General features: G+C 73.3%; 10 protein-coding genes. 9 read left to right on the top strand and 1 reads right to left on the bottom strand.

Annotation, left to right across the window (positions count from 1 at the left end; genetic code table 11):
* Positions 1-133 precede the first annotated feature (133 nt).
* The gene (locus ASD62_RS11640; protein ID WP_369818816.1) at positions 134-1,597 is read right to left on the bottom strand and encodes a CCA tRNA nucleotidyltransferase; all 1,464 of its coding nucleotides are present in this window, start codon (positions 1,595-1,597) and stop codon (positions 134-136) included.
* A gap of 83 nt (positions 1,598-1,680) precedes the next feature.
* Between ASD62_RS11640 and ASD62_RS11635 the strand changes: the two genes are divergently transcribed.
* The 9 genes from ASD62_RS11635 to ASD62_RS11595 all read left to right on the top strand — a co-directional run bounded on the left by ASD62_RS11635 (position 1,681) and on the right by ASD62_RS11595 (position 12,361).
* A complete protein-coding gene (locus tag ASD62_RS11635) occupies positions 1,681-2,175 on the top strand; it encodes an NUDIX hydrolase (RefSeq protein ID WP_056916098.1) in 495 nt (164 codons plus the stop codon).
* Positions 2,175-4,325 carry a DUF6049 family protein gene (locus ASD62_RS11630; protein WP_157581445.1) on the top strand — a complete coding sequence of 717 codons (2,151 nt, stop codon included), beginning with the start codon at positions 2,175-2,177 and terminating at the stop codon, positions 4,323-4,325. Before ASD62_RS11635 ends, ASD62_RS11630 begins: the two co-directional genes overlap by 1 nt.
* The gene (murJ, locus tag ASD62_RS11625; protein ID WP_056916096.1) at positions 4,322-5,932 is read left to right on the top strand and encodes a murein biosynthesis integral membrane protein MurJ; all 1,611 of its coding nucleotides are present in this window, start codon (positions 4,322-4,324) and stop codon (positions 5,930-5,932) included. The genes ASD62_RS11630 and murJ overlap by 4 nt, the downstream gene beginning before the upstream one ends.
* A 17-nt stretch (positions 5,933-5,949) precedes the next feature.
* Positions 5,950-7,986, top strand: coding sequence for a protein kinase family protein (locus tag ASD62_RS11620; protein ID WP_056916095.1), 2,037 nt, complete (start codon positions 5,950-5,952; stop codon positions 7,984-7,986).
* 27 nt (positions 7,987-8,013) lie between these two features.
* Positions 8,014-8,562, top strand: a complete 549-nt coding sequence (gene sigM, locus ASD62_RS11615) for an RNA polymerase sigma factor SigM (RefSeq protein ID WP_056916094.1) — start codon at positions 8,014-8,016, stop codon at positions 8,560-8,562.
* A 115-nt stretch (positions 8,563-8,677) separates the two neighbouring features.
* Positions 8,678-9,424: a hypothetical protein gene (locus ASD62_RS11610; RefSeq protein WP_056916093.1), complete on the top strand. Its 747-nt coding sequence runs from the start codon at positions 8,678-8,680 to the stop codon at positions 9,422-9,424.
* A 134-nt stretch (positions 9,425-9,558) separates the two neighbouring features.
* A complete protein-coding gene (gene trxB / locus ASD62_RS11605) occupies positions 9,559-10,527 on the top strand; it encodes a thioredoxin-disulfide reductase (protein ID WP_235530689.1) in 969 nt (322 codons plus the stop codon).
* A 52-nt stretch (positions 10,528-10,579) separates the two neighbouring features.
* Positions 10,580-10,906 (top strand): thioredoxin, encoded by a 327-nt coding sequence (gene trxA / locus ASD62_RS11600; RefSeq protein ID WP_056916091.1) that lies wholly within the window; start codon positions 10,580-10,582, stop codon positions 10,904-10,906.
* A 276-nt stretch (positions 10,907-11,182) separates the two neighbouring features.
* Positions 11,183-12,361, top strand: coding sequence for an N-acetylmuramoyl-L-alanine amidase (locus tag ASD62_RS11595; RefSeq protein ID WP_082580752.1), 1,179 nt, complete (start codon positions 11,183-11,185; stop codon positions 12,359-12,361).
* Positions 12,362-12,416: the final 55 nt, after the last annotated feature.

Below are 12,416 nucleotides of genomic sequence, written 5' to 3'. Positions count from 1 at the left end.
GCGCGGGACAACCCCGTCTCCTCCCGCCGCAACCCGCCCACAACGCCGGTTGCGGGGCAACCCGTGGGACGACAACCCGCGGTATGCCGCGCCACCGGCGCCTTGCGGGCGGCGAAACCCGCGCCAGTCCGCGTCAGTCCGCGTCAGTCCGGGGGGCGGACTCGGGCTGGTCGGCCCACCACCGGCGCAACGCGGCCACCGCCGCGTCGTGGCCGATGGGCCCCTGGTCGAGGCGGACCTCGAGGAGGAACGAGTACGCGCGTCCGAGCACGGGCCCGGGACGGATGCCGAGCACCTCGGCGATCTCGTTGCCGTTCAGCTCCGGTCGAACGGCCGCCAGCTCCTCGGCCTCCTGGAGCGCGGCGATGCGCACCTCGAGGGCGTCGTAGGTGCTCGAGAGCCGGGCAGCCTTGCGGGCGTTGCGGGTCGTGGAGTCGGACCGCGTCAGGCGGTGCAGTCGCGGCAGCAGGGGGCCGGCGTCGGTGATGTAGCGGCGCACGGCGGAGTCGGTCCACTGGCCGTCTCCGTACCCGTGGAACCGCAGGTGCAGCTCGGTGAGGCGCGCGACCGCCTTCACCGTGTCCTTGTCGAAACGCAGCGCCTTGAGCCGCTTGGACGCGAGCTTGGCCCCGACGACCTCGTGGTGGTGGAAGGAGACCCCGCCACCCTCCTCGAACCGCCGGGTCGCCGGCTTGCCGATGTCGTGGAGCAGGGCCGCGAGCCGCAGCCACAGGTCAGGGCCGGGCACCGACTCCGGGGGGCCGTCGGCCGGTCCCTCGAGGGCGATGGCCTGGTCGAGCACGGTGAGCGAGTGCTCGTAGACGTCCTTGTGCCGGTGGTGCTCGTCGATCTCGAGCTTGAGCGCGGGCAGCTCGGGGAGCACGTGGTCGGCGAGGCCGGTCTCCACGAGCAGCCTCAGCCCGGGACGCGGGGTCGGGGCGAGCAGCAGCTTGGTGAGCTCGTCGCGGACGCGTTCGGCCGACACGATCTCGATCGAGCCCGCCATCTGCTCCATCGCCGAGCGCACCTCGGGCGCCACCGCCACACCGAGCTGGGCGGCGAACCGCGCGGCCCGCATCATCCGCAGCGGGTCGTCACCGAACGACACCTCGGGGGTGCCCGGTGTCCGCAGCGTCCGCGTGGCGAGGTCGGCGAGCCCGTCGTGCGGGTCGACGAACTCCATCGAGGGCAGCCGCAGCGCCATCGCGTTGACCGTGAAGTCGCGTCGGACCAGGTCGTCCTCGAGGTTGTCGCCGAACGCCACCACGGGCTTGCGGGTCTGCCCGTCGTAGGCGTCGGCGCGGTAGGTCGTCACCTCGACGGTCAGGTCGCCGCGACGCACCCCCACCGTGCCGAACTCGCGACCCATGTCCCAGTGGGCGTCGGCCCAGGGCTTGAGGACGGCCAGCGACTCGTCGGGCGAGGCGCTGGTCGTGAAGTCCAGGTCGGGCGAGACGCGCCCGAGGAAGGCGTCGCGCACCGGGCCACCGACCAGGGCCAGCTCGTGCCCGGCGGCGGCGAACAGCTCGCCCAGCTCGGTGAGCAGCGGCACCACCGGGGCGAGGTGGGCCGTCGCCGCCCGCAACAGCTCCGGCAGGGCGGCGGGAGGGCCAGCCTTCGGCTCGCGGGGATCAGCGGTGGACACGAGGGACAAGCCTAGGCGCTCGTTAGAGTGACAGCGTGACCTCCCCTGCGCGCGATCCGGAACGGCTGGCCCCCAGCCGCGCGCGCCTTCCCGCCGTGGAGGAACGCTCCGCCGGCGGCATCGTCGTCGACGTGCAGGACGGGATCGCCCGGATCGCGGTCATCGCCCGCCGCAACCGGGCCGGGCGGATCGAGTGGTGCCTGCCCAAGGGCCACCGCGAGAACGACGAGACCCTCCCCGAGACCGCCGAGCGCGAAGTCGCCGAGGAGACCGGCATCGAGGGCCGGGTGCTCACCGAGCTCGGCACCATCGACTACTGGTTCGCCACGAGCGACCACCGCGTGCACAAGTTCGTGCACCACTACCTCCTCGAGGCCACCGGCGGCCGGCTCACCATCGAGAACGACCCCGACCACGAAGCGGTCGACGTCGCGTGGCTCCCACTGCGGGAGGCCCACGAGCACCTCACCTTCCCGAACGAGCGTCGCATCGCCAGGCAGGCCTGGCACCGTCTGGCCGGAGACGGGTGATGGTGCGCGTCCCGGTATGCCGCGTGCTCGCCGCGGCAGCCCTGGTGCTGCCCGCGCTGCTCACCCCCCACGCCACCGCCGCGGCCGGCCCCACCGCACCGGCCGTCCGCGCCATACCCGCGACCGCCACGACCACCGCGACCACCACGACCACCACAGCGGCGGCCGGGCGGCCGGCAGCCGCAGCAGCCGACGCCGTCGTGCAGCTCACCGGCGTGAGCCCGGCCGTCGTGGCCCCCGGCCAGGCGCTCGTCGTCACCGGGACGATCCGCAACGACGGCACCACCCCCCTGGCCCGCCCGACCGTTCGGGTGGTGGCCGGCACCCTCGCCAACACCCGGGCGGCCGTCCGCGACTGGGCGGCGCAGGCCGGTCCGGCGCGCGGCGACGTCATCGGCCAGACCCGCCTCAAGGGGAACGTCGCGCCCGGCACCGCGGCCGGGTTCCGGATCAGCATCGAGGGAGTCGCCTCCCTCCGCACCGACGCGACGTACGGCGCCGTCCCCCTCAGCGTGGAGTCCGGGACCAGCGCGGTGCGGACCTTCGCGGGCTACCAGCGGATCAAGCAGTACCAACCGCTGTCGATCTCGTGGGCCGTCCCGCTCACCCTCGACCCCGACCCCGACCTGTTCGGCGCGAGCGGCACCGCCCGGGAGACCGCGTGGACCTCGGCCCTGGACGCGTCCTCGCGGGTGACCCGGGTGCTGGACGCGACCCAGGACGCCCCGGTGACCTGGGCGCTGGACCCCAGCCTCACCCCGTCTCTGCTGCCCGACCCCATCGACGCCGGGCAGACCGGCACCCAGGAACGCGTCCTGCGCACGGCGACCGAGGACCGCATCACCCAGGAGGCCCGCAGCCACACGCCCTGGGTCCTGCCGGACACGGACGCCGACCTCGGTGCGGTCGTCGGCCAGGCCGGGGCGACCGGGCTGGTCCGCGAGCTCGTCGGTCGCTCCGACGAGGCCGCTGACGCCCTCGGGGGCCGCGCCGACATCGCGTGGCCGGCCGACGGCACGTACACCGCCCGGGCGGAGTCGGGGCTGCGCCAGCTCTTCCGCGTGCCTTCGCTGGCCGGGCAGGTGGCCTCGAGCAACGCCCTGCCGTCCGGGTTGAACGGCCTCACCCCGGGCGCGGTCCAGCGGAGCACGACCGGGTTGCCCCTGCTGGCGTACGACGACTCCCTCAGCGCACTGCTCGGGCGCACCACGTCGCCGCAGGAGTCCCTGCTGAGCACGCAGCAGTTCATCGCCGACACGGCGGCCCTGCTGGGCGAGCTGCCCGGGACGGCCGGACGATCCGTGTTCGTCGTCGCCCCGCGCTCGTTCAACCCCGACCCCGAGGCGACGCGGCGGTTCTTCGACACCGTGCAGACGCTGCCGTGGCTGACCCCGTCGACGACCGGCGCCCAGCTGGCGCAGGCCCGGCGCACGGCGACGACCCAGGCCGCTCCGGTGACCCGGCCGACGACGCCGGTGACCACGGGCAGCAAGCCGGTCCTCACCGGGGCCCGGGTCGCCGAGCTCGACCGCACCCTGCGCACGGTGCGGGGGGTGGCCCAGATCCGCGACGACGGCGACGAGTTCGCGCGCACCTGGACCCGCGCCGCCGAACAGCTGTTCTCGACCCGCTGGCGCTCGGCCCCCACGGCCTGGAACACGCTCAGCGGGCGGGTCACCGCCGCCACCCGGCAGACCACGACCGCGGTCAAGGTCAGTGCCGGCACCATCAACTTCCTCGCGGACTCCGGTCGGCTGCAGATCACGGTGACGAACGACCTCGACGTGCCGGTGGAGAACGTCAAGCTCACCGTCGAGGCGTCCAACCCCCGTCTGCAGATCGACAGCCAGCCGTCGGTGCTGCGGATCGGCCCGCGCAGCCGGGCCACGGTCAACGTCAGCGTCACCGCCCTGGCGGCGGGCCTCGTGCCGCTGCGCACGACGCTCACCACCCCCGACGGCACGGTCGTCGGGCAGGGCGCCGACGTCCAGGTCCACGTCACCCCCACCGGCAACTGGGTCTACCTCGTCCTGGGTGGGGTGGCAGCGCTGGTCATCGCCCTCGGTATCGTGCGCACGGTCCGGCGGCGACCGAGCCGCACCGACCGCGGCCCCGGTGCCGACCCCCAGACCGTGGAGGCACGCGGATGAGCGAGACGTCCCAGCAGGGCGAACGCAGCCTGGCCCGTTCCAGCGCGGTGATGGCCGCGGGGACCGTGGTCTCCCGCGTCCTCGGCATGGCCAAGTCGGTCATGCTCGCCGCCGTCATGGGCTTCGCGGTGACCGGTGACGCCTTCGACGTCGCCAACACCCTGCCGAACCAGTTCTACCTGCTGCTCGCCGGTGGCGTCCTCAACGCCGTCCTCGTCCCGCAGATCACCAAGGCCGCCCACCACGACGACGGCGGCGACGAGTTCGTCAACCGGCTGCTGACCCTCTCGATCGCCCTCATGGCGGTCGCCACCGTGGTCGCCACCGCCCTGGCACCGTTCCTCGTCCAGATCAACGCGACCTCGCGCTGGTCCGACCAGACCCTCGCGCTGAGCACCGCCTTCGCGTTCATCTGCCTGCCGCAGATCTTCTTCTACGGGCTCTACACCCTCCTCGGTCAGGTGCTCAACGCCCGCGGCCACTTCGCGGCATACATGTGGGCACCGGCCCTGGCCAACATCGTGAGCATGCTCGGCCTCGGGGCGTTCCTGCTCGGCGGGCTGCCCGCCGAGGCCGGCGTCTCAGCGTGGACGCCGACGATGATCTGGCTCGTGGCCGGCACGGCCACCCTCGGGGTGGCGGCGCAGGCGTTCGCGCTGGTGATGCCGCTGCGCCGGATCGGCTTCCGGTTCCGCCCGGTGTGGGGGTTCCGCGGCGTGGGGCTGCGCTCGGCGTCGAAGGTGGCGGTGTGGACGTTCGCGGCCGTCGCGGTCAGCCAGCTCGGCTTCATCGTCACCTCGCGGGTCCTCACCGGCAGCACCGACAAGTACTCCTACAGCACGGCCTTCCTGTTCTTCATGCTGCCGCACTCGCTGGTCACCGTCTCCCTCGTCACGGCGCTCTTCACGCGGGTGTCGAAGTCGGTCCACGCCGGTCGGGTCGGCGAGGTGGTCGACGACCTCGGCCGCGGGCTGCGGATGCCCGCCGTCCTGCTCGTCCCCGCCACGGTCGGCGGCATCCTGCTCGCCGAGCCCGTGCTGCGCGTCCTGCTGTTCAGCAACAACCCCGAGCAGGTCCGCGGTGTCGCGCACGTCCTCATGGCGATGCTGCTCGGCCTGGTCCCCTACGGCTGGCTCTACCTCGTGCAGCGCGTCTACTACGCCTACGAGGACGCCCGCACCCCGTTCCTCCTCCAGCTGCTCGTCACCGTGGTCGCCACCGCGTTCAACGTCGCGATCATCGTCGCCGGCCCGGACCAGGCCGGGGTGGTCGTCGGCATCGGCCAGACCGTGAGCAACCTGCTCGCGGCCCTGCTCGGGTTCTTCCTGCTGCGCCGCAAGCTCGGCAGGCTGCGGCTCGCCTCCGCGATCCAGGTGTATGTCCGGCTCGCCATCGCCTCGGTGCTCGCCGCCGCGGTGGGCTGGCTCGTCCTGCGGCTCGGCCAGGGCGTCACCGACAGCGGGTTCGCCGGACGCCTCGTGGTGACCGTGGTCGCCGGACTGGCCTTCGCCGCGGCCGCGCTGGGGCTCGCCCACGCCATGCGTGTGCGGGAGGCCTCGCAGCTGCTCGACCCGGTCGTGCGTCGGCTGCGTCGTCGCTCACCCTGAGGTGCGCAGACCCTAGGATGACAGCGCAGCGCAGGGGCAACCCGGACGGCAACGAGGACGTCGACCACGTCGACGAACGAACAGGAGGCAGCGTGCACGGGGTCGGGCCTTCGACGGTGCTGGGCGGCCGGTACGCCGTGCAGCGCAGGCTGGAGAAGCTGCCGCACGCAGAGCGCTGGTCGGCCCACGACACCACCCTCGAACGCGATGTCGTCGTCGTCTGCTTCGGCGAGGACGACGCCCACGCCCCCGCCACCCTCGACGCCGCCCGCCGCGCCGCGGGCCTCGACAACCACCGGCTGGTCCGCGTCCTCGACGTGGGTCGTTCCGAGGGCACGGCCTTCTACGTCGAGGAGGCCATCCCCGAGGCCCACACCCTCGCCCAGATCCTCGAGCAGGGCGGCCTGCCCGCCGAGGAGGCGCGTCGGATCGCCGGCGAGACCGCGACCGGTCTCGAAGCGGCTCGCTCCCGCGGCCTGCACCACCTGCGCCTCACGCCCCACTCGGTCCTGCGCGCCCCCGACGGCACCATCAAGGTCCGTGGCGTCGCCACCGCCGCCGCGATGGCCTCCGACGACGACGTCGACTCCGCGACCGCCGCCCGCCTCGACGCCGTGGGCGTGGTGGCCATCGCGTATGCAGCGCTGACCAGCCGCTGGCCCCTCTCCACCCCCGTGCCCGGTGTGGAGAGCGCGCCGCGAGTCGTCGGCGGGGTGGCCGCCCCCTCGGAGATCGCGGCCGGCGTCCCCGGCGACCTCGACGCGTTGTGCCGCCTGACCCTCAACGACGACCAGGGCCCCCTCAGCCCCGGTGACTTCGCCTCGCAGATCGCCCCCTGGGCGCCGACCCAGGTGGTCGGGCTCGGAGGCAGCTCCCCGCGCCCCGACGACGGGGTCGAACGCACCATCGCCCTGCCCATGGCCGACCTGCCACGGGAGGCCGCGGCCGAGGAGCCGGGCGCCGCACCCTTCGACCAGGCCACCCAGGTCCTCGCCGCGCCGACGGACCAGTCGACGCAGACCCTGCCCGCGGGCGGGGTGGGCGACGCCCCGGCCGTCCCTGCCACCGGGACCGCCACCGGGACCGACGCCGCGACCGCCACCACCCCGGACGGCGGCACCGCCGCCGGCTCCCCGCAGACCCACCAGGAGGGCCCGGCCGCCGCCGTCGGCCTGGCGCTGGGAGCGGCCGGCACCGCCGCCGGCCACGCGGCCGGTGCCGCGGCGCACAAGGTCGGGTCGTTCGCCAAGGCCGCCGCCGACAAGGCCGCCGACCGCAAGGCCGCGAAGGAGGCGGCTGCCGAGCGCGCCGAGTCCCGCCGGATCAGCCTCGACGAGGCCCTCGTGGAGAACGACGAACCGCTCGACCCGCCGCTGCCGATGCTGTCGCAGGAGACGACCCAGCGCAGCAGCGACCAGTCCGGGATCGTGCTGGGCATCGTGGCCACCTTCCTCGTGGTCGTCGCGGTCCTGGGTTTCTGGGGCGCCTCGACCATCGGCTCGAGGAGCAACATCTTGTTCGGGGGCACCTCGAAGCCGACCGTCACGGCCACGGCGTCCACGACCGTCACCGTGCCCCCCGGCCAGACCCAGACGTCGCAGCCGTCGGACACCGCCACCGGGGGCGAGCCGTTCGCCATCCTCAGCGCCACCGGTTTCGACCCCGAGGGCGACAACGCCGAGCGCAACGGTGAGGCCCCCCGGGTCTTCGACGGCAAGGACGACACCTTCTGGAGCTCCGAGGGCTACGCCAGCGCCAACCTCGGCGGCCTGAAGAAGGGTGTCGGCGTCCGGGTCGACCTCGGCCAGGTCCGCAAGGTCTCCGAGGTCGACCTCGTCCTGCCCGACACGTCCGACGTCACGGTCTACGTCGGCGAGGACCGCACCCTCGACAACGCGACCGAGCTCGGCACCTCCCAGGGCAAGGACGGCTCGGTCACGGTCAAGGCCAAGAAGCCGGTCTCCGGGCAGTACGTCTTCGTCTGGTTCACCAAGGTGTCCCAGGTCTCCGACGGCAGGTTCCGGGCCACGCTCGCCGAGGTCACGGTCCGCTGAGCCGCGCGGCGGCGGACGGTCACTCCCATGGGCACCACTCCCCTGCACGAGCGCGACGACCGGGAGCTGCTGCGCCAACACCTGGCCGGTGACCCCGACGCCTTCGGGGAGCTGTTCCGCCGCCACCGCGACCGGATGTGGGCCGTCGCCCTGCGCACCACCCGGAACCCCGAGCTCGCCGCCGACTGCGTCCAGGACGCGTTCATCTCGGCCTTCCGGCGGGCAGGGTCCTACCGGGGCGACGCCGCCGTGACCACCTGGCTGCACCGCATCGTCGTCAACGCGTGCCTGGACCGGCTCCGGCGCGACAAGCCCACCTCCCCGCTGCCGGAGTACGAGCTGGCGGACAAACGGGACGCCCACGCCTCGGTGGACACCCGGCTGGACGTGCGCGAGGCCCTCGACCGGCTGCCCGAGGGCCAACGGATGGCGCTCGTGCTCGTCGACATGCACGGGCTCTCGGTGCTCGAGGCGGCTGCGGTGCTCGAGGTCGCCGAGGGCACCGTGAAGTCACGGTGCAGCCGGGGACGCGAGGCGATGGCAGCCATGCTCCGGGAACGATCGGGGCAGCCGTGACGTCGTACCCATGGAGCCCCTGTCGTGCCCGTCGCACCGGCGCCGCCTGCTCCCACCGACCTGCACGTCCCCCGCTCCGCCCTGTCGCGGCCCGACCCGTCCGGAGGTTCTCGTGGTGACCACCCCGCCCGTGCCGCCCGGTCGACCCGACGAGCAGGACGACCCCACCGGCATCCGGGCCCTCCTCGCCGGGCTCGGCGACCCCGGACCGATGCCTGCCGACCTCGTCGACCGCATCAACGCCTCGATCGCGGCCGAGCAGCAGTCCCGGTCGGCCGCCGGTGACCGCACCGTCGTCCCGCTGCGTCGACGCCGTCCCCTGTGGGCCAAGGTGGGCCTGGTCGCTGCCGCGGTCGCCGCCGTGGCCGTCGCCGTCCCCGCCATGCTGGGCACCGGCCCCGGCGAGCTCATGGCCTCGCTGAGCAGAGGTGGCTCGTCCAGCGCCGACGACGCCTCGGCCGGTGCGGCGAAGTCCGCCGCGTCGGGTCCCGAGGGCGCCGCCACCGGTGCGGACAGCCGTGCGGCTGGCGGGACCGGGGCCATCGCCCTGGCCTCCACCGGCACCGCATACACCTCCACGGAGCTGACCAGGCAGGCGCGGAGCATGCTCAGCCAGGGGTTCAGCGCTGCCAGCCCCCTCAAGGCGGACGCCGCCACCAACCCGCAGGGCCTGCGCGGCTGCCTCACCGCCCTCGGGGTGGCTCCGTGGATGCCCGTCGTCGGCGACGTGGGCACCTACGACGGACGCCCCGCCGTGGTCGCGCTGGTCAGCGGCGACACCGGCCAGAGCGTGTACGCCGTGGGTCGCGACTGCGACGCCACGCACCCCGTCGTGATCGCCGGGCCGGTCCCCGTCCCCTGAGCGGCGGAATCACCCGTCGACCGCGGCCTGCCGCGGCCCGGCGAGGAACATTCAGGCCCTACGATCGGTTGCAGACATCAGCACCGTATGTAGCGGTGAACCTCCTTCTCGACCACAAGGGGCTGTACTCGCNGATCATCATCGGCTCCGGCCCGGCGGGCTACACCGCCGCCGTGTACGCCGCCCGGGCCAACCTGGCCCCCCTGCTCTTCGAGGGTGCCGTGACGGCCGGTGGCGCGTTGATGAACACCACCGAGGTGGAGAACTTCCCCGGGTTCCGCGACGGCATCATGGGTCCGGACCTGATGGAGAACATGCGGGCCCAGGCCGACCGCTTCGGCGCCGAGATCATCACCGACGACGTCGAGTCGGTGGACCTCGAGGGCGAGATCAAGACCGTGGTCGACGCGGAGGGCAACACCTACCGTGCGCACGCCGTCATCCTCGCGATGGGCTCGGCCTACCGTGAGCTCGGCCTGCCCGACGAGAAGCGCCTCTCCGGGCACGGTGTCTCCTGGTGTGCGACCTGCGACGGATTCTTCTTCCGTGACCAGGACATCGCCGTCGTCGGCGGTGGCGACTCCGCCGTCGAGGAGGCCACCTTCCTCACCAAGTTCGCGAGGTCGGTGACGATCGTCCACCGTCGTGACGAGCTGCGCGCCTCCAAGATCATGGCCGAGCGGGCCCTGTCCAACGACAAGATCAAGTTCGCCTGGAACTCCGCCGTCGAGGCCATCCACGGTGACGCCAAGCTCACCGGCATCACGCTGCGCGACACCGTGACCGGCGAGACGCGCGAGCTGCCCGTGACGGGGCTGTTCGTCGCCATCGGCCACGACCCGCGCAACGAGCTGGTCAAGGACGTCGTGTCGCTCGACGACGAGGGGTACGTGCTCGTCGAAGGTCGCACCACGCTGACGAACCTGCCCGGCGTCTTCGCTGCCGGCGACCTGGTCGACCACACCTACCGGCAGGCGATCACCGCCGCCGGTTCGGGCTGTGCGGCGGCCCTGGACGCCGAGCGCTTCCTGGCCGACCGCGACCACGCCGGGGCACCGGCCACCGACGCGGCGCTCGTCGACGAGCCCGCGCTCACCCACTGACCGACCGCACGACCCCTTCCCCAACCGCAGCACCACCGAAAGGAGCCCCCGAGTGGGAGCCATCAAGGACACCACGGACGCCACCTTCGAGGCCGACGTCCTCCAGAACGACAAGCCGGTCCTGGTGGACTTCTGGGCACCCTGGTGCGGCCCCTGCCGCGCCGTCGCCCCGGTCCTCGAGGAGCTGGCCATCGCGCACGCCGACAAGATCGACATCGTCAAGCTCAACACCGACGAGAACCTCGCCGTCAGCTCGCGCTACGGCATCACCGGCATCCCGACGCTGAACGTCTACGTCGGTGGCGAGGTCGTCAAGACCCTCGTCGGCGCCATGCCGAAGCCCAAGCTCGTCCGCGAGCTCGCCGACTACCTCAACTGAGGCGTCCGTCAGCCGGCCGACCCCCTCGGGGCCGGCCGGCTGACGCGTTCCGAGGGGTCCTCGTCCAGCGGTGTCGGTTGGATGAACCCCCTCCGCTGACCTAGAGTCGGTCCCTGCACGACCCGGCCGCGCCGACCCCACCGGACGGCCGGCCACCTGTGTCCCACCCCGTCCGGCCGGTTGCGGCAGGATCCCGGCTCGCTCCTGCGGACCACCCCTGACCTGCACCGATGCCGACCTCGACGAGGTCCCGACCACGTTCCGCGAGGAGGCTGCGTGTCCGACAGCAAGAACGGCCTGCTCGGCCTCGGGAGCCGCGGACCCGCGGTGCTCGACGTCCGCACCCGGCTCGCCGCCCTCGCCTCGGACGACCTGCCCGAGCTGACCGAGCTGATGGCCGGCTCCCCCGACCCCGACGTGTATGACGAGGGCCTCCTGCGTGCCGTGCGCGCCTTCCAGCAGCACAAGGGCCTCATCGTCGACGGTGTCGTGGGCGTGGAGACGTTCGGCGCCATCGACGGCGCCCGCTGGACCCTGGGGGACCGCATCCTCGTCCACACGCCCGGCCACCTGCTGCGCGGTGAGGACGTCGTGGCGCTCCAGGAACGGCTCAACACGCTCGGGTTCGCCTCCGGCCGGGTCGACGGACGGTTCGGCCCCGAGACCGAGCGCGCCGTGCGCAGCTTCCAGCGTGCCTACGGCCTGCCCGGGGACGGGTCGGTGGGCCCGGAGACGCTGCGCGCGTTCGAGGACCTGCGACGCTCGGTGTCCGGCGGCTCCGCCAACGTGCTGCGCGAGCGGGAGCGGGTCCGTCGCTCCGGGCACAACCTCAGCGGGCGCACCGTCGTGCTCGACCCCGGGCACGGCGGCGACAACACCGGGGCCGCTGCGAACGGACTGGTCGAGGCCGACCTGGTCATGGACCTCGCCCGCCGCATCGAGGGTCGCCTGACCGCCATCGGTGTCGCGGTGGTCTACACCCGTACCGAGCACACCTGCCCCACCGAGGATGAGCGCGCGGCCATCGCCAACGCCGCCGGCGCCGACCTGCTGCTGTCGCTGCACGCCGACTCGCACGACGCCGCCGACGCCAGCGGGGTGGCCACGTTCTTCTTCGGCCGCGACCGGACGACGTCCTGGTCGGCCATCGGCGAGCACATGGCCGACCTCGTGCTGCGCGAGATCGTCGCCCGCACCGGGCTCGCCAACTGCCGTTCGCACGGGCGTTCCTGGACCCTGCTCCAGCAGACGACGATGCCTGCGGTCCGCATCGAGGCCGGGTACCTCTCGCACCCCGCCGACGCAGCCCGGCTGGCCGACCCGGCCTTCCGCGACACCCTCGCCGAGGCCGTGCTCGTCAGCCTCCAGCGGCTCTACCTGGGTGACGACGACACCGCCAAGACCGGGGTCCTGCACCTCGGCGACCTGCGCGCCTACCTCGCCGCGCACCGCTGACCCGACCGGCCAACGCAACGCCTTCAGCTGACGAATCCCCTTGCTGGTCAAGGGG

The sequence above is a fragment of the Phycicoccus sp. Root563 genome (assembly GCF_001427915.1).
In the GTDB taxonomy this organism is placed as follows: Bacteria; Actinomycetota; Actinomycetes; order Actinomycetales; family Dermatophilaceae; genus Pedococcus.
Note: the sequence above shows the minus strand (reverse complement) of the source record. Positions and strands in the feature narration are given on the sequence as shown.